Source organism: Acinetobacter sp. TAC-1 (assembly GCF_029025845.1).
Taxonomy (GTDB): Bacteria; Pseudomonadota; Gammaproteobacteria; order Pseudomonadales; family Moraxellaceae; genus Acinetobacter; species Acinetobacter guillouiae.
Genome location: NZ_CP118892.1, coordinates 3362571 through 3386551, shown reverse-complemented (window position 1 = coordinate 3386551; position 23981 = coordinate 3362571). Strand labels below are relative to the sequence as shown.

The following is a 23981-nucleotide window of genomic DNA, read 5'->3' as shown; positions in this document are numbered from 1 at the left end:
CTTAATTATTCATACAAGTGATTTATATCAAATCACTGATCATAAATGAAGCTCATGTTTTTGTATGAATTTTTAGAAACTATTGATTATTCCTTCGGTTTTTGTACTTTTGAATCCTAGATGGTTATCCTATCGTGGGGCGACAGGGATGTCGCCGTTAGGCGGGGGTACAGGACGTACCCCTCGCCTAACATGAGCAAAAACAAAGCACTGCTTTGTTTGCAGCGTAAGGTTTGGCATCCCCTGCAAAAAGTGAGGCATCGCCTACGCAAAGCTATTTAAACTTTGAACGTAATGTGTGGCATTGCAAGCTTTTTTATAATCAAATAATTTAATTTTCTATGTAATTAATTTAATTGAAAAATATTGATTAAGAGAAATTATATTCTTGTTTTTGAGTTTTTTGATAGGTTGACTATATTTAAGAGATAAAAAAAGACCCACAAGATAAGTGGGTCAATACGATAAAAAATAACATAGGCAGACTTAAATTTATCTGCCATCAATTCACATGATTATAAAAATACAAACAGTAAAATAATACCCAATACCACACGGTACCAAGCAAACACTCTCAACGTATGTTTTTCAACAAACTTTACCAAAGCTTTGACCACCAAAAGCGCAGCAATAAATGCAGCCACAAACCCTATTGAAATATTAATCAGATTGTCTGAGGTTAAAACATCTGCATTTCGAATTAAATCATAGGTTGCAGCACCTAACATGGTTGGCATTGCAAGGAAAAAAGAAAATTCGGTTGCCGCTTTACGTGATAAACCAGACAACATCCCGCCAATAATGGTGGCGCCTGAACGTGATGTTCCCGGAATCATGGCAAGACATTGGGCAAATCCAACCAGAATTGCCTGTTTTAAGGTAATGTCAGTGGCTTCAATGGTTTTAGGTTCAAACTTTCTGGCTTCTACAGCAAAAATAATGAAACCCCCGATGATTAAAGCAAAAGCCACAACCAAAGGACTAAACAGCACTTGTTTAATAAAATCTACTGCTAAGACCCCAATCACCACCGCAGGAATAAATGCAACTAAAACATTAATCGCAAAACGTCTGGCTGCAACATCGCCTGAGAAAAAGCCGCGAATTAATTCGATAATTTTTTGTCGATACAGCCAACATACGGCCAAGATAGCACCCAATTGGATCACCACTTCAAATACACGTCCCGAATCTGAGTGAAAATCAATGAGATGACCAAATAAGATCAGATGTCCTGTGCTTGAAATCGGTAAAAATTCAGTTAAACCTTCGATTAACCCCAAAAACAATGCTTTAAGCAGTTCAAAATTTTCCATAAATAAAATAAACAAGCGTTCTAAAATTTGAACCTTTGTAATGTATTTAACGCTGTTTATAAATCAAAAAAGACAAAATTTTACGAAATTTTTACGCGGCTGATCTGACTGTAAATAGAGAGTTTACGGGGTATTTTCAGATACTGAGTTGTGGAATATCCCAGCGTTTAGGATGAAAAAGATGAGTGCTAAATATATAGCGCATCAACAAGTACAGCATCCAAAATTATGCGTACTTCAAAAACATATAAATCATTGCAATATCGACATTTTTAATTTGAGCCAATCAAGTTGGGGGGGAATGTCATGTTAGAGTTTATCTTAGTCTTGGTGATTGTGGTGCTTTTTGCTTTTCCTTTAGGGAAATATCTTGCCTGTATTATGCAAAACCGAGAGATGAAAATTGATCCAATTTTTAACTGGATTGAAAAACCGATTTATTGTGTTTTGGGTACACATCCTCATCAAGGGATGAATGCAAAAACCTATTCACTCAGCTTTGTCGCGAGTTGTATCGTCATCGGATTGGTCACTTGGCTGTTGTTTATGTGCCAAGCAAGTTTGCCACTCAATCCAAACAACGCACCGAATATGTCATGGGATTTAGCCCTGCATACCATGATTTCATTTCTGACCAATACCAACCAACAGCACTATTCAGGTCAAGCGCAACTATCATATTTATCACAGATGGTTGGTATTGTTGGATTGCAAATCATTACGCCAATGATGGGCTTGGCAATGGTGGTCGCAACCGTCCGTGCCTTGTTTTATCCGCAGTCGAATGCTTTGTCAGAAGCAGATCAAAACCTAAGCTTTCAAAATAAAGTTGAAAAAATCAATGTCGGTAATTATTGGGCCGATGTGATTCGTCCAACCTTTCGGTTTTTGATTCCGTTATGCATGATTTGGTCATTATTACTCAATAGCCAAGGTGTGCCATCAACCTTTCAAGGTGGTCCAGAAGTTCAAGTGATAGATCAAACCACTGAATTAAAAACTCAAAAAATTCCACTGGGTCCTGTTGCACCGATGGTTGCGATTAAGCAATTGGGCAGTAATGGTGGGGGGTGGTATGGACCGAACAGCAGTGTGCCATTGGAAAATCCAACGCCATTTTCAAATTTCTTAGAAATGATTGCGATTTTACTTATTCCTGTCGCCGTGATTTTTATGTTGGGTTTTTTAACCAAACGCGCAAAATTTGCTGGTTTTGTTTTTGGCTCAATGTTGCTGATGTCGGTTGTTTCAGCCACAGCGGCAATTTGGTCTGAAAGCCTGTCATCTACCGCGATGCAAATTTATGCCATGGAAGGAAAGGAAGTGCGTTTTGGCGAGGCATCTTCTGCACTTTGGGCCGCCATAACCACACAGGTTAATAATGGTTCAGTCAATATGATGCATGATTCTGCATCGCCATTAACAGGTTTGGTGGCGCTGGCGAATATGCTGATTAATGCGATTTGGGGCGGAATTGGCTGTGGCTTACAACAATTCATGATCTATTTGTTTTTGGCTGTATTTATTGCGGGTCTGATGACGGGTCGTACACCTGAATTATTTGGCCGCAAAATTGAAGCAGGGGAAATCAAATTACTTGCTGTGGTGATTTTGATTCAGCCCATTACGATTCTCGGTTTAAGCTCAATCGCTTTGTTTTTCCCAGAACTTACAGGCAATAGCAATCCGCAATACCATGCCATTTCGCAAGTGTTGTATGAGTATGTTTCGGCCTTTGCCAATAATGGTTCTGGTTTTGAAGGTTTAGCAGACAATACCGTGTGGTGGAACGTGAGCTGTGTGATTGCTTTACTGCTTGGACGTTTTCCAACATTGATCATTCCTTTAATGATTGCTGCGCGTTTAGCTGCAAAGCGTCAAGCTCCTGAAAGCAGTGGTAGTTTAAAAGTGGAAACACCAACCTTTGCTTTCACCCTGATTGCCATTGTGGTGATGTTGACCTTATTACAATTTATGCCAGTCCTTGTTTTAGGACCGATCGCTGATCAGCTGTTATTGGTACAAGGCTAGGGTGAATAATATGAACCATTCAAAACAAGCTACGCAAAATAAATCATCAACTTTATTCCAAGGTGAAGCTTGGAAAAATGCCTTGATTAAATTGTTACCGCAACATGCGATTAAAAATCCAGTGATGGCGATCGTATGGTTGGGTACCCTCATCACATTGGTCAGTACTTTAACGGGCCAAGCCGATACTGTATTTGGTTTAGCGGTGACCTTGATTTTATTTATCACCGTATTATTTGCCAATTATGCTGAAGCCATTGCCGAAGCTAAAGGTCGAGGTCAAGCCTCCTCCTTAAGACAAGCACGTCAAAACTTAACCGCACGTCGACTCAGTGCTAAGGATGACTTAGAGGGTGTGCAAGTCGCTGCAACTTTATTAAAAATGAATGATCTGATCGAAGTCCGTGCAGGGGAACTTGTTCCTGCAGATGGTGAGATTATTCATGGTTTTGCGACCATTAATGAAGCTGCGGTAACCGGTGAGTCAGCGCCAGTTTTACGTGAAGCAGGTACCGATAAATCGGGGGTGATTGGGGGAACGAAGGTTTTAACGGATCGTATCGTGGTACAGGTAACAGCCGAAGCGGGTAATAGCTTTCTTGACCGAATGATTGCTTTGGTTGAGGGCTCAAATCGTCAAAAAACACCAAACGAAATCGCACTAGGGATTTTACTGACTGTGATGACCGTGACCTTTATCGCAGTGGTGGTGAGTTTACCTTTTATTGGGCATTTCTTAAAAATTGAAATTAACCCGATTTTATTGGTGGCATTGTTGGTGTGTTTGATTCCAACCACCATTGGTGGCTTGTTGCCTGCAATTGGTATTGCGGGGATGAATCGGGCATTAAAAGCCAATGTGATTGCCAAATCAGGTAAAGCTGTCGAAGTCGCGGGTGATGTGGATGTATTGTTACTCGATAAAACAGGAACCATCACCTATGGTGATCGTCAGGCAACAGCATTTTTTCCACTGACAGGTGTGACTGAGTCGGAACTGCGTCAAGCTGCGATATTGACCTCACTCGCAGATCCAACACCAGAGGGTAAATCCATTGTGGTTTTGGCAAAAGAGCAAGGTGAACATATTGTTGAACCTGAACAGGCCGAGTTTATAGCCTTTAATGCCGCAACGCGAATTTCAGGTGTAAATTTACTCAATGGTCAGCAAATCCGTAAAGGGGCAGTAGATGCGATTGTTAAATTCGCTTCACAGAATATTGAACATCATAGTGAGCTTAAAACGCGGGTAGAACAGGTTGCTTCAAAAGGTGCAACGCCGTTAGTGGTGGCAAAAGATCAAAATATTCTGGGAGTGATTGAACTTTCAGATGTAATTAAACAAGGCATCAAGGAAAAATTTGCTCGCTTACGTGAAATGGGTATAAAAACGGTCATGGTCACAGGGGATAACCCGCTGACTGCTGCTGCCATTGCAGCTGAAGCAGGTGTCGATGACTACATCGCTGAAGCGAAACCTGAAGATAAGTTAAATTGTATTCGTCATGAACAGAATAAAGGTCATTTGGTTGCCATGGTTGGCGATGGAACCAATGATGCACCTGCTTTGGCACAAGCAGATATTGGTTTGGCAATGAACTCAGGGACACAGGCTGCAAAAGAAGCGGGCAATATGGTGGACTTGGATTCAGATCCAACCAAATTATTGTCTGTCGTTGAGATTGGTAAACAGCAGTTAATTACCCGTGGTGCATTGACCACCTTATCATTGGCCAATGACGTTTCCAAATACTTTGCCATTTTGCCTGCTTTATTTGTTGCAGCCATTCCTCAAATGCAAGCCTTAAATGTAATGCGCTTGGGAAGTTCAGAAAGTGCAATTCTCTCAGCACTGATTTTCAATGCCATCATTATTCCATTATTGATTCCAATTGCTTTACGTGGAGTGAAGTTTAAGCCTTCAACTTCGACGCAATTATTACGTCGAAATATGCTGATTTACGGTGTGGGTGGTGTGTTGTTGCCATTTATTGCGATCAAGCTGATTGATCTGATGATCAGCCCTTTATTGGCGCTTTAGAAATTTTGAGGATGATTAAAATGAATACTGAAAATAATCGATTGGTTGAGTCATCATTCGCTGGACTAACACGGGCATCGCTGGGCTTAACCATTGTCGCATTGGGTCTCTGTGGCTTTGTCTACAGTACTGCGGCAACAGGGCTAGGACAAGTTTTTTTTGATCAACAAGCCAATGGCAGTTTGATCGTAGAAAATGACCGAGTTGTCGGTTCTAAACTGGTTGCACAGCCTTTTGTACAAGCGCAATATTTCCATCCACGACCTTCTGCTGCCAATTATGATCCAATGGCCATGGCAGGAAGTAATATGGCACGAACCAATCCTGATTTACATAAAGCAGTAGAGGAGCGTTTAAACAAAATTGCGATACAGGATCACATTGAAAAAAGCGCGATTCCTGCGGATTTGGTCACGGCTTCAGGCAGCGGAATTGATCCTGAAATCAGTGTGCAATCTGCAATGATTCAAGTAAAGCGCATTGCCAAAGCAAGACATTTGCCAGAACAGGATGTGCTAAGGTTGCTGCAAGAAAATAGTATACAACCGACATTTGGAATTTTAGGGCAAGCCAGAGTCAATGTACTTGAATTAAATTTGGCTTTGGATCAAATTGGAACTCAATAAAGGGGTTGCAATCATCAACGCAAAATGAATCAGTGTTGATGTAATTGATTCTCTATGGTTGCTGAAAAGCGGGCATTATTGGGATTTTATTTTGGTATAAATTTACAATATTCCCTCTTTTCGATTGTAGATGATTCAAGCTGAATCAAACGATGGTTTTTTCTGTGTTTCTTTGCTGGCCTGTGTTTTTTGCTGTATTGAATGGTCGTAAAGAAACACCACAGTGATGTAATTTTTAAACAAGCAGACAGCGATGAGCGATTATAGAAATAATAAAGCAGATGTTTTACTGCAACACACTCAGCGTTATCAGTCTGGGCGCCTCACTATATTTTTAGGGGCTGCGCCTGGTGTGGGGAAGACTTTTGCAATGTTAGTGCGTGCGCATGAACTGGCCTTGCAAGGGATCAATATTGTGATTGGCTATGTTGAAACCCATGGTCGCATTGAAACTGAAAACCTCATCTCAGGTTTGGTGATTATTCCAAGAAAGACGATTGAGTATCAAGGGCATGTTCTTGAAGAAATGGATCTTGATGCTGTGCTGGCAAGCAAACCCAGTATTGTTTTAGTAGATGAGTTTGCACATAGCAATATGCCAAATAGTCGTCATGAAAAACGCTGGCAAGATATTAACGAATTACTGGATGCGGGTATTGATGTATTTACCACAATGAATATTCAGCATCTCGAAAGTTTAAATGATGTGGTCTATCAAATTACGGGTATTCGGGTGACTGAAACCGTACCTGATCGGGTCTTTGAGCGGATCCGTGATATTCGATTAATTGATTTACCTGTCAATGAATTACTTGAACGTTTAAATCAGGGCAAAGTCTATGTGCCTGAGCAAGCTGAACAGGCATTACAACGATTCTTCAACAGTTCAAATCTGACCGCATTGCGTGAATTGGCAATGCAAACGGTTGCCAGTCATGTCGATACCGATGTTCGAGAAAATTTTGCTATACAAGGGCTAGTCCCCATTCCTTTAAAAAATCATATTTTAATTATGATTGAGGGCAATGGGCAGGCGGAGGCTTTGGTTCGCGCAGGTTGTCGTATTGCCGAAAATCGGCAGGCAAATTGGACAGTGGTGGTCTTTTCTAAAGATTCAAAAATAACCGAAAAACAAGACAATTTATCCAGTCGAGAAATTGAACGTGCTTTAAACCTCACCCGTCAATTGGGCGGAATGACAGAAATCCTTTATGGTCAACAACATGCAAAAACGTTGTTTGATTATGTGATGGATCGAGGGATTTCAACCTTGGTGTTGGCACAATCGCATCGTAAAGCCTTTGTATGGGGTGTAAACGTATGGGGTGTAAATTTTGTTGATCAATTACTTAAGTACCAGCCAAGTTTTGAATTGAGTATCGTTCCGATTCTTGCAGAACATCGTCAGCAATCATTTATTCAGGATACGCATTCATTTCTAAATCTTAGAGAAATATTATTCGTTATATCAACCACGGTGGTCAGTATTGTGATTGCCAGCTTAGGTGAAAAGTATTTAGGAATCGAAGAGCTTTCGGTAATTTTTATCACCGCTGTAGTTTTTGTGGCATCTAAGACACGCATGCTGGCTGCGGTATTTTCGGCACTGTTGTTCTTTTTGGCTTATAACTTTTTCTTTATTTCACCCAAATTCACTTTGCAAATTTCTGCACATCAGGGCGTGATAACCGTGGTTGCCTTTTTAGGCGCAGCGTTGATTTCAAGCCGTTTGGCATCAAGACTGAGAGAACAAGTAACAGCTTTAAAGGCTGCCAATAGTTATAACAGTATTATGCAGGATTTAGGTCAAAAGCTGTCTATCGCAATTGATTTAAAGCAAGTGCAAGAGATTGCAGAAAACAGTTTAAGTAAAAACTTAAATGCCGAAATCTGGTTTTATTTCCCAGAATCGTCAACGTCATCACTTGAAGTGATTAACAATAAAGAAAAAATTTCAGCGGATTGGACATTTAAAAACCATCAACCATCGGGGCGGTTTACCCAAACCTTGACTGAAAATGATTGGTGGTTTTTACCATTATTGGCGTCTAAACAGTGTTTTGGGGTGGTCGGGGTTAAGTTTCTTAAAAATGTATCGGTTTTAAATACAGAACAGAAGCAATTGACTGAAACCATGGTTGAATATATTGCTCAAGCGATTTCTCGAACCCAACTCACTAAAGCCTTGGAAATCGCCAATGTCAGTTCAGAAACCGAGAGATTACGTTCGGCCTTGTTATCCTCCGTCTCTCATGATTTACGTTCACCTTTAGCCTCTATGATTGGTGCGGCTGATACTTTGAGTAATTATCGGCACTCAATGGATGAACAAGATCAAGACAGTTTGTTGGAGGCGATTCATTTGGAAGGCGAACGGCTGGATCGTTATATTCAGAATTTATTGGATATGACACGCTTAGGCCATGAAGGTTTAAGTCTTAAACGAGATTGGATTGGTGTCGATGAGTTGATTGGTTCAGCGGTACGCCGTTTAAAACGTTATATGCCGCAAAGTCTTGTTGAGGTTGATTTACCTGAGCAAACCTTGAGCCTATTTGTGCATGCAGCTTTGATCGAACAAGCGATTTTTAATGTATTGGAAAATGCAGCCAAGTTTTCTCCAGAAAATAAAGCGGTAACGATTAAAGTTTTACAACTCAATGAAAACGAAATTGAAATCTCAATTAGTGATCAAGGTTTAGGTATCCCAGAAGATGAACGAGAGCGTATTTTTGATATGTTCTATACTATGGAGCGTGGCGATCGCGGGCAGTATGGTACGGGGTTGGGCTTAACCATTGTTAAAGCCATTATTGGTGCACATATGGGTAAAATTTCGGCATCTTCAGCCAAGAATAATCAAGGCACCTGCATCCGTATGCAATTGCCGATTCAGCAAATTGGATAAGTGCACATATTGATTTTAGGAAATAGCATGCCAGAACATAATGTATCGACAAGTTCCATGACCAATGTATTGATTATTGATGATGAAACTCAAATTCGTAAGTTTCTCGATATTGCACTTAGGGCTCAAGGGTATAAAACCCTACTGGCTGAAAATGGTCAAAAAGGCTTAGAGCTTTTGGCTTTGCAAGGCGCTGATTTAATTATTTTAGATTTAGGGCTACCTGATTTAGATGGTTTAGAAGTTTTGTCTGAGTTGCGAGCGTGGTCACATGTCCCTGTGATTGTTTTGTCGGTACGTTCCAATGAAGAGGAAAAAGTTAAATTACTGGATGCTGGCGCCAATGATTATGTGACGAAACCTTTTAGTGTTCAGGAGCTGATGGCGCGAATCCGTGTATTGCTCAGACAATTTCAAAATATTGCTGTAGAGTCCGCTTTTTTTGATGATGGATTTTTAAAAATTGATTTTGCCCAAAGACAGGTATTTCTTAACCAACAACTGATTTCACTGACACGTAAGGAATATCAATTGCTGACTTTATTGGCGCAACATAAAGGGCAGTTGATTACTCAACCACAAATTCTCAGTGATTTATGGGGTCCTACTCATCAGGAAGATACCCACTATTTAAGAATTTTGGTGGCCAAATTGCGTGGAAAACTGAATGATAATGCGGTACAACCCAAATATATTGTGACTGAACCGGGTGTGGGCTTACGCTTTGTAGGCTAAGCATCTAAATCTTTTTTCAGATCATTGCTCTTTTAATGGTTTTACAGTGGATGGTTAAAATTAAACTAAACGATTCTTTGTAAAGTGCAGAGTAAGGGGCTTTTTATAGTCAACCTGTCAAAAAACTCAGACACAATAATATAATTATCCTTAATCAATATTTTTAATTAAATCAATAGTATGTAAAAGTTATTTGATTAAAAAGTTAGCAATGCCACACTTTACATTTAAAGTTTAAATACCTTTGCGTAGGCGATACCTTACTTTTGAAAGATCAAAAGTAACAAAAATCTTTCGTTTAACAGGGCTCTTGCGCTGCAAACAAAGCAGTGCTTTATTTTTGCTCATATACCCCCGCCCAACGGCGACATCCATGTCGCCCCACGGTAGGATACCCATCTATGATTCAAAAGCACAAAAAACGAAATACTGACAATAAATATAGTTTATTTATTAAATCAAACAATTAAGTGATTTATTCAGACTTGAACGAGTACCTGTGTTTTAATTTTTACTGAAAATTTTGGCCTTATATTGATAAGACTTTGTGATTTGAATTTAGTACGGTGAAACTTTATTAAATAAAGCGTAATCAAATATATTTTATCCGCTTTCATCTGCTGATCTGTGTTAACTTAGCTTTGATCGAATCCGTAAGCGAAACGGAAGTGTTTAGGTTGTTACAGGAATTGCGTATTCCCTCTAAATAGATTTAAAACCTAAGCAGTTAACGCTGAGCATGAGATCGCAGCATGCCGATCTAAAAAGCCCGCACTATTGTGGGCTTTTTTACATCATAGAAAACTGAATATTTTAGTAGATAACATCTGAATTTATATGACACACAATAAAAAAACTTACCAAGTATCGGTAAGTTTTTTAGATAAAGCTGTATAAATTAAACGTTAATATTATTTAGGTTTATTTTCTTCAGCTGGTTTAACTTGATTATTGTCCTGATTTGGATTCGGCGGTGTCACACCGGGAGTTGCTTGTGGCGCATCTTTAGCAGGAGTTTGCTCAGCATTTTTAGTATCAGAATTTGCTTGAGTTGAATTTTGCGAAAAACTTTTAAATGACATTATAATCTTCTTAACTGTGAAGTGAGTCTGGATAATAGCCTTTTAATCCACTTACACTAAGGTAGTTGTGAGAGCCATATGTGGAGATATGTTGGCTAAACTGAGTTTATATCGACAAAATATATTTATAAAAATATCAAATATTTGTATGGTGTTGTTTTAAATGGTGATATAAAAAATCTTTAAATCTAGGCCTGTACATAAACATCACAAAGCCATTATATAAAGATGAACTTTTAATTTAAAATAATCAAATGTTATTTAAGTTGCATAATCTGCTGAATGAGCGTATTATGAAAAATACTAAAGCAGATGTGCTTAATATATAAGCAAGACTTGAAGGTTGGCTTCAACTCTGACTTCTGCAATATCAAGCTGATGTAAATATCAAAAGTTTAAATTAAGGTTAGATGCCTTCTTATCGTTAGTTCCAAAAATATATCTGTTGGTCTTAATAGTTAAATACTTCTCTGTTTGCAAAAGCTCAAAACAATTGAGTGAAAAAATGAATATTTTAAATGGCTGGACAATAGCCTCTGCAGTAAATGGCGATGAAATTCGCGTAAAGATCGTTCCTTTAAAAAGACAACAAAGCAACCGTACTGGTATGAGTTGGGTCGAAGTAGGGAAAAAGATTGAATTAGAATCTGGTGACGATCGTCAATTTAATATTGATGGTTCATCTTTCTATCTTAATCAAAATCAACTTTATCGTATTGCGATATAAATCGTAATCAATGTTTTAGAAAAGCTCATCGTAAGATGGGCTTTTTATATGGACGAACGAAAATAAAAGGTATCGAAAGTTAAAGAATGATTTCTGATCTGTGTTGATTGATCAATACTCGATAGTTTTAAAATGATTAACTGGAATTAAAATCTCATAATAAAAACTTACCATGTGACTGTTTGGTTAAATACCGAAATAGATTAAATCAGCCATAAGACTGAAATTTAGATGATTTATCTGAATCTTTGAAATCAAATGTAATAAAGTTTCACATAAACTTGCATAACTCACATATCGAAATACTTTATTAGAAATTTGATGTTATTCCTAGTGGACGTTATTCAATTCAGTATGAGGTACATCATGTTAAAGACCGTAGCATTATTAGGGACTGGAATTGCAATTGCTTGCTACTATCAGTCACATAAAAATAATCCTCAGAAAACCAAGGGTAAAAATTTAGCCAAAACCAAAGATGATGATCATAAAGAGTCCTCAGCAGAAGCAATACATTAAATTTTAATGAAAAACCACCGATTCGGTGGTTTTTTAATATGAATAGAACAATAAAAAAATTATTTAAAACTTTGAGGTGGATGCCCTAAGTGCCGTTTAAACATCGCACTAAATGCACTCTGGCTAGTATAACCTAATGAAGCGGATATATGAGATATACTTTTGCCTTGAGCCAGTTGGCTTAAGGCCAAGACAATGTGCATTTGTTGAATCCACCCACGATAGGACAAACCTGTTTCTTTTTTAAATAATCGAATTAAGGTTCTTGGGCTTGTACCAATTTCATCAGCCCAGATATTTAATTCCTTAGCGTTGTTCGGATTATTAATTAAATAGTCACAAATTAAGATAAGACGTTTATCTTTAGGTTTGGGAATTTCTATTGGATATGTAGGTGCCTTTTTTATTTCATCAAAAATTAGCAGTTGTAAGGATCTCTCTAAATCTTCGCTGTATGGCGTTTCGTGATCTTTCATTGTATCTAGTTGATTAAGCCTAAGAACTAATTCACGTAAAAGGCTGCTCATTCTCACTAAAAAACATTTTTCTCCTAAAATATCTGCAGCATTTTTTTCAACTAAAGCCGTACTTAATCTGACCTCGCTTAATGAAATCACACTGTGTTCAACAAATGCAGGGATCCACAGCGCACATTGCGGAGGGATAAGCCAGATATGATCAGCCGTTTGAACACGTATTGCACCTTGAGACGCATAGAGCAACTGCGCACGGCTATGCATATGTGGTGCGATAACACTTCCATATTTATGCTTGGAGCCTTTAGAAATAACCAATGTGGTTACCGAGTCTGAGTTTACTGGCATCGATATACACTCTTAAAATTTGTCACTTAGGCGATAATTTTTGGAATATACAAGTCAATATGACAATTTATACTAAACCATAAAGTTTCATGTAATAAAGGTTTGTTTATGCAATCTACTTCACCAACACATCAAGATCATCGGATGGATGCTCCAAACGACCCTAAGATGGTACATCACATTATTTTCGCAGTTGCTTTCGCTCATTTATTAAATGATTTAATTCAAGCGTCACTTCCCGCAATTTACCCATTACTTAAAAATAGTTTTTCATTAAATTTCACTCAAATCGGAATAATTTCACTGGTTTATCAAGTTACCGCTTCATTATTACAACCATGGATTGGATTGCATACCGATAAATATCCTAAACCTTATCTTTTGCCATTGGGGATGGTAATTACACTGATTGGCATATTCATGCTGGCTTTTTCTAATAGTTTCTATATGTTGCTGTTATCAGCATCTTTAATTGGAGTTGGATCTTCAACATTTCATCCTGAAGCCTCACGTGTTGCGAGAATGGCCTCTGGAGGAAAGTTTGGTACAGCTCAGTCAACTTTTCAAGTGGGTGGAAATACAGGATCAGCGATAGGTCCTTTACTTGCTGCAATCATTATTGTTCCAAATGGTCAGGCTTCAACAGCATGGCTGATGCTATTTGCCTTAATCGCAATTTGGATTTTATTTAAAGTCAGTAAATGGACAATAAATAATGCACAAAAACAACTCAGCAAAAGTATATCTTTACCAAGTTTTAAATTACATGGGCGTACTTTATTTCGTGCACTTAGTATTATTGCTATATTGATGTTTGCTAAGTTTACTTATATTGCAAGTATAAGTAATTATTATACTTTTTACTTAATTGAAAAGTTCCATCTTTCCATTCAAAGTGCTCAGTTATATCTCTTTGCTTTTTTAGCTACTGTTGCAATAGGAACTTATTTTGGTGGGCCTATTGGCGATCGAATTGGGCGTAGAGCAGTGATTTGGATATCTTTCTTGGGAATGATACCGTTTGCACTGGCTTTACCTTATGTAAATTTATTCTGGACTTGTACTTTCGCAATGATAGCTGGATTAATTATGTCATCAGCATTTTCTGCGATGGTTGTTTATGCACAAGAAGCTGTGCCTGGTCGTGTAGGGATGATTGCGGGACTGATGTTTGGTCTCATGTTTGGAGTAAGTGGTATAGCAGCAGCGGGGTTAGGCTATCTCGCAGATAAAAATAGTATAGATTGGGTATTTCAATTATGTTCATTTTTACCACTATTAGGTTTTGTGACCTTGTTCCTACCAAATACTCAAGTTAAACATCAATCAAGCTAAGAAGTAATTATGTTTTTTAAGAATATCAAATGTTTAAAATATACATTCGATATTAAATCTCATGCTCACACCTGATTTCAGTGAACTGAGTGTGTTGTCTAAATTTTTAAACCAAAGTGACGGTGGATGACGTTGGTGAATCTGTGGATTGCGTAAATCTCACCGACTTTGGTTTTAAATGATGGATAAAGCGCGGAGATGAACAAATGTGAAATATGTTTGATCTGCTTTACATTCTAGATATGGCTTTATTGGGTTTTAGGCATAAGAAAAAAGTTAAAAAATTAAATAAAAATGTCAGCTTTTATAGAAATCCATATTTTTTTTAAGGTTTTTGTAAGTATACCCCAAAATAGAGGTTGTTTTACCTTAAAGTGCTTTGCTTAATTTCTAAAAATAGGACATAACTATGAGAGTAAATAGAGTAAAAATTTTTAATTACAAGGGGAATAAAAAATGCTTTTAAAATTTGCCACTCGATTCGCAAGTATTTTGTTTGGAATATTGGCTTTAATCGCGATCGTGATTCATTTTGTTTTTTCCAATAAGCTATCCATTGATCTATGGATTGTCTTTTTCCCAGTGATTTTAGCGGTTCCAATTTTAACAGCAGTTCTGATGACTGGTGATGATGAGTTAGGTGTTCAATCTGGTGAGTGGAACAACTCATAACTTTAAATCTAAGCTCATCGAAAGATGGGCTTTTTAGTATATGAAAGAATTAATTTTGAACCTATGTCGTTATCGCACTTTTTCTTTTAATGGATAAAGGAGGGATATAGGCAGTAAGTACCGACAAATTTGTGGTTGTATAGCGAGTCTAGTTATCGTTATGCCTCGCTTAAACTTGTATTTGCAGTGTTTTGTTTCAACAGCTGGATCGTTGATGAGGAGAACCAAGTTGCGATATTTATTGTTTATACTCAGTTTTTTACTATGTGCTGAATTGAAAGCGCAAAGCCCATTAGACGAACCTTTTTTGCAAGTTGGTGCGGTTGATGATCAATTCAATATCATTAATCTCGAATTGTACAATGGCTTAGTCAAAGTGATTAATCACAACTTTTCGAACATTAAGCCGAATCAATCAGATGACTTAACAAACATTTCTAGAATTAGATTGACCAGCAATGGATTGTTGCTTGTATCTGATTTAAAGGGGATTGAGTCTACAGAAGATCTAAGAGAGAAATTTGATGAAAACAAGTATAAAAATCTGACCAAAAACAACATCTGTAGTAAAGGTGATTTGTTTGAGTCTGAAGTATTTAAAAAAACAACACGAGGCAATATTGTTTATCAATTAAATAATGCTAAAGGTGAGTTTTTGAAAAGCTTTACAATGAACTATAAAGAATGTCTATAGATATTAGGTGTTTAAATGAATATCTTGGGATAATTACTATATATTTAAATACTTGTTGTACAGTCGAATTTTTTGTAGCTCAGACTAATTTATAATTTTTAAATTAAACTCAAAAAAGTAGAATTCCTTAGCCATTTCTAAGGGATAGCAAAATGTGGAATTTCATCAAAAGCTTTAATTGTATAAATGTATGGCTAATCATATCTTTGATTACGCTTGGATTGGTATTGTTTCTATATTTTTCTTAGGCTTAGATGATTTATAGCAATTCAGAGGTAGTAACATAAGTTTGAAGTATCGAGCTTATATAGGGCATAGCGATATTTTAGCTCTAGTGGACGGGAAATTGGATGATGCAGATTTACGGGGTTTAATAGAATAATGAAAAGAAATTATGCTCTTCAATAAAAATAAATATCTAATTTATATCGTGCATAAACGATGATGTTTGTAATTTTAGTAGATCGTTTGGAAGCATGGCGCTAGAGGATCTCTATGCATATAATCAATGTAATTAGAAAAATTCTAAGGACTATAAAAATGAAATTGAAAATTTTATTGCTTTTATCATTTAGCCCGGAAATTTATGCAAATCAAATAGATCACTGCAAAATTATTGCAGAAAGTGCTGGAATGATCATGCAATTAAGACAGTTTGGTGTTGATTTAAATACAGCATTTAATTTAAAAGGCGAACTAAGTAATAATGCAAAAAATTTAGAAGTCATCATTGCTGATGCAGAAGCAAAACCCGTGTACGCCACAAATTTAGGTAAACAAAAAGCAGAAGACGAATTTGCAGCTGAATGGAAAAAATTGTGTTTGGAATCAGTTGAGTTTTTGAATGATGCTGTAGATCAAACTTAATCAGTTTATCGCGTGGATCAAAGAGAATAAGATCGTTGTTTCGCTATAACCTATAGAGCTATATTTTTGAAAATGTAATCAAATATAGATTCCCGCGTATCTTTATAATTTTTATTTTATAAGGATTTTAAAATAAAACACTCCAGAGATGCCGCTGCATGGTCGTTACCCTGAACCCGATGAGTTCTCAGTGTTTCTTCAGATTATTGCAATATGAAACGATATTATACTGATTTAAAACACATGAAAATATACATTAAATATATGTTTTTTAATTAAAATAAATGAAAATTCATGAAACAATATAGAAGCATTCATAACTATAAGTATTTTGCCTACCATATGCCTATTTTGTGTTTTTAGCCTACTTTTTAGTGTGTATTGCCTACTATTTGCCTACTTTTATTTGATCAAAAAAAAGACGGCTTACGCCGTCATTTGTGATGTTGAGCTTACTCTATGTTTTTCAATGTAAGCTATTACATCTGATTTTTTATACACAATCTTTCGATAATGAAGTTTTGAAAAGGGAATTCCACCACCTTCACATCTCTTTTTCTGTAACCACGACAATGATACATCTAATACAATTGCTATGGATTCTGGTGAAAACGATATGTGCTCATCAGCATCATAAAATTTATTTATTTCAGCTTGGATTTCCTCGGACGTCAATTTGTTTAATTTACTCATTCTACACCATCCAATATTTCCATAAGCTCAATCAGTTTATTTTTAATGTCATCCTTAGAATCTGTTTCCAATTTATCTAGTAGATTCAAGGTTGCATCACGAGCACTATTGATGATACAAAAACCGTTAAATTCCTCTTCTTCTAGTTTTTGCGTATTCTTGACCACTTTACGAAGTTTTAAAGCAAGATTGTAGCGTGATCTTGGTTCAAACTCTGAATTCTCTTTATCCAGTCCGCGAGATAATGATCCAAGTTGACACATAAGTTTAGATGGTTGTTTCATGACGATCTCCTTTGATCATTCCTGCCTTGATAAGACTGGTTGTAAGTACTGTTTTGCCTTTTGGCGTGATATAAACCGTAATGGTGTGCTGTGGGAAGCCTTGAGAATCTGTATAAACTCGATCCACTTCAATTAAATGCCCGGCGGTAATGCGATGCCCCAAAGCTCTCCAATTGCCATCCTTGTCCTTGTGTAACCACCCATTTTCTTTCATCCAAGGTCGCAATGTTTTACGTGCTTGGATACCCATTGAGTGAGCAGCACAATCCAGTGTTTCGGTTCCATAACTATTGGATAGCACATCAAGCGCTTGTGCTTTTGGTTCAAGAAGCTGTACTTGTCCCTGTAGCGCCTGTTTTTCCTCTTCCGCATGCAAAGCAATTTGCAAAATTTCTAAACGGCTTAATTCTTTTGGAGATTGATTTTCCAACTCTTGCCATCTATCCACAATATGCGCCGTGAACTCAGGCGATAAACGAGCAACCACAACAAAACTATCTCTTTTGTTTAACTCGTAATAATCAAACCACTGTCCGCGATATTCAAATTTAAGTGGCTCAAGTTGAGCGTCTAAAATATGATCTGAAATTAAATCACGGATAACCCTACAAACATTCTTATGTTCTTTTCCTGTTAGCTCGGCAATTTCACGGCTAGACATGGTTAAGGTTTGTTGCTTGGCTTGCTCTGAATAGGTTGGTGAAAAATTTCCCACATCCTTTTGATTTTTGTTTAATAGAGCATTCATAAAATCTCTCCATTTTCTTTAGGTGGTTCGGGCAATGGCATCCAGTGAGTGATGTGATAATCGTCATCGCACTCAAAATCACCGCGCAAAGATGAAGAATTCAATCTTGACCATAGCCACACATCACCATCTGCAAACCTTTCGAAAAACCACCAATCAAACTCACCTAAACCAAAAGACTTACTGCCAGCCATGACAGGAACACCAAGCTCGGGGAGTTGCTCATTTACACTTATCCATTTCATGCAATCTCTCCTAAACTTTTCAAAACACTTTCAGGCAAATCAACTTTTGCCGCTTCATCCTCATAACAGAAAAATGGGCTTTCAGAGTTGATTTCATTACAGCAAATCATTTTTCCCTTGAACTCTCGCACACGCCCGAAGATTTCAACCTCTCCACAATAATGACCAGTGAATTTGGCTCGTAAAATGTCACCAATTTTGAATTTAGACATAGATTCACCCTTAAACCCTGAGAGGCATTAAAATGCCGTGAACATCATTTGTAATTTCTACATAAGCGCTATGGTTTTCTGTGGTTGGATAGAATGCTGGAAAACCCTGCTTGTAAACCTTTGCTACTTTCTGAAAAATACTTAAATAATCAAGATTAAACTTGGGGTAATGCTTAAATTGGATTTCAACAGGTTTAGGAATATCAACACGTTTAATATCAGGATATTTCCCATCAATAGGTCTAAATAATTCAACTGTTCCGTTGTGCTCAAGTAGCCAAAATTCTTTATCTACTTGATGTAATTTTGTGATTTTAGTAATTGGAAAGTTGCCCACCTTTTTAATCAATGAATCGATTGCTTCACCCGGTATTATTAGATCCATACCAACTGAATCAGGTTCATTGCATATCAAAGCCATGTGTCCATTAGTAGCCGCAACAAAACCATCTCCAACATAGACACCACAAAGGTAAAAACGAACATCTCTTTTAGCTTTGCAAAGTGCAGTAGCTTTAAGATTGTTGTATTGGAGTTCAATAGTTTTCTTAAACTTCATTACGCTTCACTCCGTCCATTAATTGGCATAATCAAACCCTTGGCACCTGAATAATCATTACCATAAAAATAAACATGGGCAGGGGTGTTTATACCTGTTGGTTTTAGATATGTGTCATCGGGATTTATTGCACCTAATAGCTTGTTGATCTTCTGAAAATCAACCATGTGCTTCCATTGAAAATGAGGTGATGCGCCTTTGTATTGCATTCCATTATCAACAGGAATCATTTGTTGCCATTCGCTAGGAAATATTGATTCAACTGGGGTAAATACCTCTAGATCAACGTCATTTACATTCAAAGCCAAACCATCGGTATGATGTACAACTTCAACTAAGCAATCTGTGCGTGTTTTATCTAGTTTTTTCTCAAGGTTTTTAATTGCCTTGAGTGGAATAGTTAAAGGCTTTTTCAGCTTAGGTAATTCATCATATTTGCAGTAAAAAACACGTTCTGCATCTGTAGCTACAATATGGCCATCAATCAAAGTGACACCATTTAAGTATTTACGTGGGTCATTTTTAGCTGAACAAATTGAAGCTGATTGCAATAATGCCCATGGCAAAATTAATCTTTTCATTCTGGCGCCTCCAAATGCTCTAAAAATTCTGCATACAATTGCTTAGCCGGTTTATTAAATCCCCAGTTCGGAACGATTTTCACGTTCCTAGGGAATCTTTTATTTACAACGTGGCATTGAAACTCGAAAGTTCCACATGGGCGAATAACGCCTTTATAGCCAATCTTGTGAAGCCATAAAACAAAAGCCAGTTGCTTAGTTTTGATTGGTAGGTTAGAAAGGTCAGTCATTGGAATCACCGTTTTACTGTTCTTGTTTCGGTGACAATTTCACGATCTACCATATATTCAGGATCGATATCTGTAATTCTTTCCTTGTGGTAATCAATGAATCCTTGAAAAAAATCCGCTGTGCGACCATCCATTGACAGCAATGAGTCTGTAGAAATTAGACCACGGCTAATCTTAAAGCTTCTACCTGGCATTGTTTTTTCGAAGCAAACTTTTGTAGTTAATGCTTCAAATATATCTGGCGTGTATGATGAACTCGTCGCAATTGATTCGTTATCACAAGACTGAACATAGTAATAGTGACAAAATTCAGTTGTATTATTGGCAACTTGCCAAGCAATAACCTCATCATAATTTTGAATTAATTTAGATAATTCCTGTTCTGACTTTTTCGACATGTTTAATTTTATTAAGCGCACTTGATGTAGATTCATCCATACTCGATGCCACATAGGTGCTTCAAGATTTTCAAAATCAATAGCATCAACATCAATGCCGCCAGAACAGATGCCATATTCAATATCTGGATTAGACAATCTAAGGTGTTCCAAATAAGTTTTAGCTTGATCCAAGGTGTAAAAAGGGCGATCTTTAAAACCAAATGGATGTACTTCCTTACCTTTAATTTGAATAGCGAAGTAGTGACATGACTCTTCACATTTAAGCCAATTGTCTAATCGTTCGTTTAAGTTGTTGCTTTTACCAACTTGACTAATATTTGTATTTTGGTTCATAATGAATCACCAGTTACAGTAATGCATCTCTGAAATTTTGGTCGACGACAGAGAATGGCATTAGGTTTTAAAATTAGCTCCACAGTGTGGGGCTTTTTGTGTTTCTTGTTATAAATATTAGGCGTGCCTAATTTTATTGTCAATAGGTATTCCTAATTATTTTGATATGCCTAATTTTTAGCGCAAAAAAACCTGCTAAAAGCAGGTTGTTATAAACGGATTAGTAGTATCTTATTTCATAATAAGCTTAATTTATTAACAAGAGAAAATTTTGATTATCACATGGAATCAGGGTGTTCTTGCTTGTGTTGGCTTGGTGGGATAATGTCAGTAATTGCAGTAATGCTCTCTACATCATCCATATCAAATGTAATTCTCTCACCACCATTTACGGCAAGTAAATTCAAAACATTGTTGTTAATACCAATTAATTCTTTAATCGTACAACGGCCATCTTTTAAACAAACCTGAACAAATTCAGTTGGAGTTAATTCTGCATCTGGATCGCAAACCACATACCATCCATTACGGATAGCAGGGTACATGGAATCACCAGTACCTTTAATTCCATAAGATTTGTCACCAGCTCCTAGTGTTGGTACATATCCATCACCACCATTGCCTTCATATCCCATATCTGTAAAGAATCCATCCATTCCCGTCTTGCTATAGGCTTTTACAGGAACCCATCTTTTTCTAATTACAAGTGGCTTTTCTGTCATGTTTGAAAATAAAACTGCATCTTCACTGTCTGGAATGTTGTATTGCTTTTTGAAAGCTTCAATATTTAATATTTTAAATTGTGATTCTGGATTGCTAGAAATAGAGTTTAGATTTTCGTTGGGTGATCCAGATCCTGTTGCCAACCAAGCTGGATTGACTTTTAAAAAGTCAGCGGCTTTTAGAAGATTTTCGCCTTCCATAGTTTTGGATTTTCCAGAAAGCCAGTCACTTACAGAAGGTGGCTTAACACCAACCGCGCGTGCTAAATCAATACCTTTAATTTTTTTAGTTGGTAAAACTTCCATAGCATATCTTAGACGTTCAGCAAGAGTATTCATAAACTATCCTCACAAAGTTAGGTAATCCTAACATAAATTTAATTAGGTGTACCTATTGATTTAAAATTAGGTATGCCTAATAATGATTGAGATGTAAGGAGAGTTTAATGAATGACGTTCAACTTATTAAAAATTTAGGTGGAGTTAACTCTGTTGCAAGACTCCTAGGTATTACACCTGCATCTGTATCAGGGTGGAGCGCAATACCTACTGATCGAAAAATCAGGCTTGCAGTCATAGCAGAAGACATGGGGGTATGTACAAGAAAAGAGCTCTTTCCATCTACTTATCAAGATATTTGGATTGAATTGAGATCTTCTGAAAGTGAGTTAATTAATTTCGACTCATCAAAAAAATAAAACCGCCATCTGTTACAGCAGAGGCGGTTTTACATTTGGAGCAAACCAAAATGAATAAACCGATATTAGCACAAGATTTAGACAATGCAAATGATGACCAATGGTGGATTGATCACAAAGCTTATTCGGATGCACTTGAGGAATACAAAAAGATTTAGACTGAATTAGAGGATGCATTAGGCGTTATTCGAATCTGTAAGCCTGAAGAATCAAAATCAATTGCAGATACTTGCGAAGAGTTGCGTATCAACATGTACAAATTTGGATTAATCCATCGCTTTGAGTCGGCTTATAGAAAAATGTTCGAGGCTAAAGGTAAATTATGATGAGTGAAACTGAAAATAATTCTCAACTTCCAAAACCTCTGGTACTCGAAAATGTAGACCTTAGAGATTTTGAGTATATGCCATTAGATGTGGTTCGCTTCCGTGATAGTGATTTTACAGCACTCGTTGAAGCTGAAGCATTTCGCGCAGGATTTTTGCTTATGTGTGCGTCATGGCATCAAGTACCGGCTGGAAGCATCCCTAACGATGACCGGGTTTTATCTAACCTTGCTGGATTTGGCCGTGTAGTCAAAGAGTGGGAAAAATTCAAGGAAGAAGCTTTGCATGGCTGGATACTGTGTGATGATAATCGCTACTACCATCCTGTGGTTTCTGAAAAGGCTTTAGAGAGCTGGAAATCAAAACGAGAGTACAGTTATAAAAAGTTTGCTGACCGTATTCGCAAGGCAAATAAACAACTTCCTGAGCACCAACAAATTACCATTCCATCATTTGATGTGTGGGTATCTGCTGGAATGCCTAGCGATTGGAGTAATGATTCCACACGAAAAATATCGGAAAGCCAAATTGCTTCCAATAACTTTCCAAAAGAACATGTTAGCGTTTCCGAAGTCGTTCCAAAAGAAGCACAGAATAATTCCGCTGGAATTCCGTCGGAAAATGCTCTTAAGGGAACAGAACATAATATAAGGGAACATAATATAAATAATAATAAAAACATATGTCCACCTAGCGGTGAACCTGAGCCTGCCAAAAATCAAAACTTCAAAAAAGAGATTCAAGAAATATTTGAATTTTGGAAAACCACACTTGCGAAATCAAATCAAACTCTATTGAGCGATAAGCGCAAAGCCAAGATACACGCAAGACTTAAGGAAGGGTATGCAGTAGAACAAATCAAACAAGCAATTATTGGGTGTTCTAAATCGGCTTATCACGTTGAGAACAAGTACACAGATATCGAGTTGATTTGTCGTGATGCTGGTAAGTTAGATCGGTTTATTGAGATGAGCAATCCAACAGGGCAACAAAATCCACAACCCAGTCAACCAATTGATCTATCAAAATACAAAGACATTGAGGGGGCTTGGTGATGAGTGATTTGCATAACATTGCGATGGAGCAATGCGTTTTGATGTCCTTGATGACTGTCAAGGATTCTCTTGAAATTGTTATCAATGATTTATCAGTTGAGAGCTTCCACGCTGAAAGACACCAGTTAATATTCAGATCAATCCTTGAGCTTTCCAATGAAAATAAGCCATACGATGTGTTACTTGTTGAACAAAAGCTGAATGAGAAAAAATGGACTCAAACTGCAGGTGGTGCTGAGTACCTAATGCAAATTTTGGGTGAATCCGCATCATCGTTTTACAACCTTGAATCATATGTTTCTCAGTTGAATAAACTTAAATCGCACCGTGAGATTGAGGCAATTGGTCGTAAGTATTTGAGCTTAGCTCAGGATTTAACATTGGTTGATGTTTTTTCTGAGGCAGAGAGTTTACTCACACAAAACGAAAGTCAAGAGCAACACAAGCAAGGTATTAGTTTTGAGGATGCGATTGAGAACGCATTGGCTCAGATGTTTGATGTGTGCTGAGAAAACAG

The 23981-nt window shown here is 37.2% G+C and carries 27 protein-coding genes; 14 read left to right on the top strand and 13 right to left on the bottom strand.

The genetic code is table 11. From position 1 onward, the window contains the following. Positions 1 to 515: 515 nt before the first annotated feature. Positions 516 to 1316 (bottom strand): undecaprenyl-diphosphate phosphatase, encoded by an 801-nt coding sequence (locus tag PYV58_RS15745; protein WP_004819927.1) that lies wholly within the window; start codon positions 1314 to 1316, stop codon positions 516 to 518. Positions 1317 to 1622: 306 nt separating this feature from the next. On the opposite strand from PYV58_RS15745, the gene kdpA reads away from it, so the two are divergent. The 5 genes from kdpA (at position 1623) to PYV58_RS15720 (ending at position 9657) form a co-directional block, all read left to right on the top strand. Next, positions 1623 to 3347 (top strand): potassium-transporting ATPase subunit KdpA, encoded by a 1725-nt coding sequence (kdpA, locus tag PYV58_RS15740; RefSeq protein ID WP_034618121.1) that lies wholly within the window; start codon positions 1623 to 1625, stop codon positions 3345 to 3347. A 10-nt stretch (positions 3348 to 3357) separates the two neighbouring features. Further along, the gene (gene kdpB / locus PYV58_RS15735; RefSeq protein ID WP_034618122.1) at positions 3358 to 5388 is read left to right on the top strand and encodes a potassium-transporting ATPase subunit KdpB; all 2031 of its coding nucleotides are present in this window, start codon (positions 3358 to 3360) and stop codon (positions 5386 to 5388) included. Positions 5389 to 5408: 20 nt separating this feature from the next. Beyond that, positions 5409 to 6014, top strand: coding sequence for a potassium-transporting ATPase subunit KdpC (gene kdpC / locus PYV58_RS15730; protein ID WP_034618123.1), 606 nt, complete (start codon positions 5409 to 5411; stop codon positions 6012 to 6014). Between the two features lie 253 nt (positions 6015 to 6267). Continuing rightward, positions 6268 to 8922 carry a sensor histidine kinase KdpD gene (locus PYV58_RS15725; protein ID WP_034618125.1) on the top strand — a complete coding sequence of 885 codons (2655 nt, stop codon included), beginning with the start codon at positions 6268 to 6270 and terminating at the stop codon, positions 8920 to 8922. A 27-nt stretch (positions 8923 to 8949) separates the two neighbouring features. Next, positions 8950 to 9657 carry a response regulator gene (locus tag PYV58_RS15720; RefSeq protein ID WP_034618127.1) on the top strand — a complete coding sequence of 236 codons (708 nt, stop codon included), beginning with the start codon at positions 8950 to 8952 and terminating at the stop codon, positions 9655 to 9657. Between the two features lie 911 nt (positions 9658 to 10568). Here the strand turns inward: PYV58_RS15720 and PYV58_RS15715 are convergent. Beyond that, complete coding sequence (locus PYV58_RS15715) at positions 10569 to 10739, bottom strand: hypothetical protein (RefSeq protein WP_171077820.1); 171 nt, start codon at positions 10737 to 10739, stop codon at positions 10569 to 10571. Between the two features lie 505 nt (positions 10740 to 11244). Here PYV58_RS15715 and PYV58_RS15710 point away from each other — a divergent pair. Then, entirely contained in the window at positions 11245 to 11466 is a 222-nt protein-coding gene (locus PYV58_RS15710; protein WP_004722098.1) for a hypothetical protein, read from the top strand. A gap of 366 nt (positions 11467 to 11832) precedes the next feature. Beyond that, positions 11833 to 11985 (top strand): hypothetical protein, encoded by a 153-nt coding sequence (locus PYV58_RS15705; RefSeq protein ID WP_171077819.1) that lies wholly within the window; start codon positions 11833 to 11835, stop codon positions 11983 to 11985. 59 nt (positions 11986 to 12044) lie between these two features. Here the strand turns inward: PYV58_RS15705 and PYV58_RS15700 are convergent, their stop codons facing one another. Then, the gene (locus tag PYV58_RS15700) at positions 12045 to 12809 is read right to left on the bottom strand and encodes a helix-turn-helix transcriptional regulator (RefSeq protein WP_034618310.1); all 765 of its coding nucleotides are present in this window, start codon (positions 12807 to 12809) and stop codon (positions 12045 to 12047) included. Between the two features lie 144 nt (positions 12810 to 12953). On the opposite strand from PYV58_RS15700, the gene PYV58_RS15695 reads away from it, so the two are divergent. The 4 genes from PYV58_RS15695 (at position 12954) to PYV58_RS15680 (ending at position 16377) form a co-directional block, all read left to right on the top strand. Beyond that, positions 12954 to 14144, top strand: coding sequence for an MFS transporter (locus PYV58_RS15695; protein WP_034618312.1), 1191 nt, complete (start codon positions 12954 to 12956; stop codon positions 14142 to 14144). A gap of 456 nt (positions 14145 to 14600) precedes the next feature. Then, the gene (locus tag PYV58_RS15690) at positions 14601 to 14816 is read left to right on the top strand and encodes a hypothetical protein (protein WP_004819941.1); all 216 of its coding nucleotides are present in this window, start codon (positions 14601 to 14603) and stop codon (positions 14814 to 14816) included. Between the two features lie 229 nt (positions 14817 to 15045). Continuing rightward, a complete protein-coding gene (locus PYV58_RS15685) occupies positions 15046 to 15510 on the top strand; it encodes a hypothetical protein (protein ID WP_227504296.1) in 465 nt (154 codons plus the stop codon). A gap of 540 nt (positions 15511 to 16050) precedes the next feature. Further along, positions 16051 to 16377, top strand: a complete 327-nt coding sequence (locus PYV58_RS15680; protein ID WP_034618309.1) for a hypothetical protein — start codon at positions 16051 to 16053, stop codon at positions 16375 to 16377. 426 nt (positions 16378 to 16803) lie between these two features. Here PYV58_RS15680 and PYV58_RS15675 read toward each other — a convergent pair whose 3' ends face one another. The 10 genes from PYV58_RS15675 to PYV58_RS15630 all read right to left on the bottom strand — a co-directional run bounded on the left by PYV58_RS15675 (position 16804) and on the right by PYV58_RS15630 (position 21724). Further along, the gene (locus PYV58_RS15675; RefSeq protein WP_034618160.1) at positions 16804 to 17070 is read right to left on the bottom strand and encodes a helix-turn-helix domain-containing protein; all 267 of its coding nucleotides are present in this window, start codon (positions 17068 to 17070) and stop codon (positions 16804 to 16806) included. Next, the gene (locus tag PYV58_RS15670; protein ID WP_034618161.1) at positions 17067 to 17354 is read right to left on the bottom strand and encodes a hypothetical protein; all 288 of its coding nucleotides are present in this window, start codon (positions 17352 to 17354) and stop codon (positions 17067 to 17069) included. Before PYV58_RS15670 ends, PYV58_RS15675 begins: the two co-directional genes overlap by 4 nt. Continuing rightward, entirely contained in the window at positions 17338 to 18102 is a 765-nt protein-coding gene (locus PYV58_RS15665; protein ID WP_051671117.1) for a phage regulatory protein/antirepressor Ant, read from the bottom strand. Before PYV58_RS15665 ends, PYV58_RS15670 begins: the two co-directional genes overlap by 17 nt. Then, positions 18099 to 18347: a DUF551 domain-containing protein gene (locus PYV58_RS15660; RefSeq protein WP_034618162.1), complete on the bottom strand. Its 249-nt coding sequence runs from the start codon at positions 18345 to 18347 to the stop codon at positions 18099 to 18101. The genes PYV58_RS15665 and PYV58_RS15660 overlap by 4 nt, the downstream gene beginning before the upstream one ends. After that, a complete protein-coding gene (locus tag PYV58_RS15655) occupies positions 18344 to 18559 on the bottom strand; it encodes a hypothetical protein (protein WP_034618164.1) in 216 nt (71 codons plus the stop codon). Before PYV58_RS15655 ends, PYV58_RS15660 begins: the two co-directional genes overlap by 4 nt. Positions 18560 to 18569: 10 nt before the next feature. Continuing rightward, on the bottom strand, positions 18570 to 19118 hold the full coding sequence (locus tag PYV58_RS15650) for a hypothetical protein (protein ID WP_034618166.1): 549 nt from the start codon (positions 19116 to 19118) through the stop codon (positions 18570 to 18572). Beyond that, positions 19118 to 19699, bottom strand: a complete 582-nt coding sequence (locus PYV58_RS15645) for a hypothetical protein (RefSeq protein WP_034618168.1) — start codon at positions 19697 to 19699, stop codon at positions 19118 to 19120. Before PYV58_RS15645 ends, PYV58_RS15650 begins: the two co-directional genes overlap by 1 nt. Next, positions 19696 to 19929, bottom strand: coding sequence for a hypothetical protein (locus PYV58_RS15640; protein ID WP_034618178.1), 234 nt, complete (start codon positions 19927 to 19929; stop codon positions 19696 to 19698). The genes PYV58_RS15645 and PYV58_RS15640 overlap by 4 nt, the downstream gene beginning before the upstream one ends. A gap of 5 nt (positions 19930 to 19934) precedes the next feature. Further along, positions 19935 to 20663 (bottom strand): hypothetical protein, encoded by a 729-nt coding sequence (locus PYV58_RS15635; protein ID WP_275059574.1) that lies wholly within the window; start codon positions 20661 to 20663, stop codon positions 19935 to 19937. Between the two features lie 278 nt (positions 20664 to 20941). Next, positions 20942 to 21724 carry a S24 family peptidase gene (locus PYV58_RS15630; protein ID WP_275059573.1) on the bottom strand — a complete coding sequence of 261 codons (783 nt, stop codon included), beginning with the start codon at positions 21722 to 21724 and terminating at the stop codon, positions 20942 to 20944. 107 nt (positions 21725 to 21831) lie between these two features. Here PYV58_RS15630 and PYV58_RS15625 point away from each other — a divergent pair, with 107 nt between their 5' ends. The 3 genes from PYV58_RS15625 (at position 21832) to PYV58_RS15615 (ending at position 23973) form a co-directional block, all read left to right on the top strand. Next, entirely contained in the window at positions 21832 to 22083 is a 252-nt protein-coding gene (locus PYV58_RS15625) for a Cro/CI family transcriptional regulator (RefSeq protein WP_034618171.1), read from the top strand. A gap of 322 nt (positions 22084 to 22405) precedes the next feature. Next, positions 22406 to 23464, top strand: a complete 1059-nt coding sequence (locus PYV58_RS15620) for a DUF1376 domain-containing protein (protein ID WP_051671121.1) — start codon at positions 22406 to 22408, stop codon at positions 23462 to 23464. Further along, entirely contained in the window at positions 23464 to 23973 is a 510-nt protein-coding gene (locus PYV58_RS15615; RefSeq protein ID WP_275059572.1) for a DnaB-like helicase N-terminal domain-containing protein, read from the top strand. Before PYV58_RS15620 ends, PYV58_RS15615 begins: the two co-directional genes overlap by 1 nt. The last annotated feature ends 8 nt before the right edge of the window (positions 23974 to 23981 follow it).

Bases quoted from the DNA above. Each gene is read 5' to 3' on its own strand.
- PYV58_RS15665 (WP_051671117.1), bottom strand. From the start codon at position 18,102: ATGAATGCTCTATTAAACAAAAATCAAAAGGATGTGGGAAATTTTTCA.
- kdpC (WP_034618123.1), top strand. From the start codon at position 5,409: ATGAATACTGAAAATAATCGATTGGTTGAGTCATCATTCGCTGGACTA.
- PYV58_RS15640 (WP_034618178.1), bottom strand. From the start codon at position 19,929: ATGACTGACCTTTCTAACCTACCAATCAAAACTAAGCAACTGGCTTTT.
- kdpA (WP_034618121.1), top strand. From the start codon at position 1,623: ATGTTAGAGTTTATCTTAGTCTTGGTGATTGTGGTGCTTTTTGCTTTT.
- PYV58_RS15625 (WP_034618171.1), top strand. From the start codon at position 21,832: ATGAATGACGTTCAACTTATTAAAAATTTAGGTGGAGTTAACTCTGTT.
- PYV58_RS15670 (WP_034618161.1), bottom strand. From the start codon at position 17,354: ATGAAACAACCATCTAAACTTATGTGTCAACTTGGATCATTATCTCGC.
- PYV58_RS15615 (WP_275059572.1), top strand. From the start codon at position 23,464: ATGAGTGATTTGCATAACATTGCGATGGAGCAATGCGTTTTGATGTCC.
- PYV58_RS15700 (WP_034618310.1), bottom strand. From the start codon at position 12,809: ATGCCAGTAAACTCAGACTCGGTAACCACATTGGTTATTTCTAAAGGC.
- PYV58_RS15725 (WP_034618125.1), top strand. From the start codon at position 6,268: ATGAGCGATTATAGAAATAATAAAGCAGATGTTTTACTGCAACACACT.
- PYV58_RS15635 (WP_275059574.1), bottom strand. From the start codon at position 20,663: ATGAACCAAAATACAAATATTAGTCAAGTTGGTAAAAGCAACAACTTA.
- PYV58_RS15745 (WP_004819927.1), bottom strand. From the start codon at position 1,316: ATGGAAAATTTTGAACTGCTTAAAGCATTGTTTTTGGGGTTAATCGAA.
- PYV58_RS15645 (WP_034618168.1), bottom strand. From the start codon at position 19,699: ATGAAAAGATTAATTTTGCCATGGGCATTATTGCAATCAGCTTCAATT.
- PYV58_RS15655 (WP_034618164.1), bottom strand. From the start codon at position 18,559: ATGTCTAAATTCAAAATTGGTGACATTTTACGAGCCAAATTCACTGGT.
- PYV58_RS15660 (WP_034618162.1), bottom strand. From the start codon at position 18,347: ATGAAATGGATAAGTGTAAATGAGCAACTCCCCGAGCTTGGTGTTCCT.
- PYV58_RS15705 (WP_171077819.1), top strand. From the start codon at position 11,833: ATGTTAAAGACCGTAGCATTATTAGGGACTGGAATTGCAATTGCTTGC.
- PYV58_RS15630 (WP_275059573.1), bottom strand. From the start codon at position 21,724: ATGAATACTCTTGCTGAACGTCTAAGATATGCTATGGAAGTTTTACCA.
- PYV58_RS15695 (WP_034618312.1), top strand. From the start codon at position 12,954: ATGGATGCTCCAAACGACCCTAAGATGGTACATCACATTATTTTCGCA.
- PYV58_RS15620 (WP_051671121.1), top strand. From the start codon at position 22,406: ATGATGAGTGAAACTGAAAATAATTCTCAACTTCCAAAACCTCTGGTA.
- PYV58_RS15720 (WP_034618127.1), top strand. From the start codon at position 8,950: ATGCCAGAACATAATGTATCGACAAGTTCCATGACCAATGTATTGATT.
- PYV58_RS15680 (WP_034618309.1), top strand. From the start codon at position 16,051: ATGAAATTGAAAATTTTATTGCTTTTATCATTTAGCCCGGAAATTTAT.
- PYV58_RS15715 (WP_171077820.1), bottom strand. From the start codon at position 10,739: ATGTCATTTAAAAGTTTTTCGCAAAATTCAACTCAAGCAAATTCTGAT.
- PYV58_RS15710 (WP_004722098.1), top strand. From the start codon at position 11,245: ATGAATATTTTAAATGGCTGGACAATAGCCTCTGCAGTAAATGGCGAT.
- PYV58_RS15690 (WP_004819941.1), top strand. From the start codon at position 14,601: ATGCTTTTAAAATTTGCCACTCGATTCGCAAGTATTTTGTTTGGAATA.
- kdpB (WP_034618122.1), top strand. From the start codon at position 3,358: ATGAACCATTCAAAACAAGCTACGCAAAATAAATCATCAACTTTATTC.
- PYV58_RS15650 (WP_034618166.1), bottom strand. From the start codon at position 19,118: ATGAAGTTTAAGAAAACTATTGAACTCCAATACAACAATCTTAAAGCT.
- PYV58_RS15675 (WP_034618160.1), bottom strand. From the start codon at position 17,070: ATGAGTAAATTAAACAAATTGACGTCCGAGGAAATCCAAGCTGAAATA.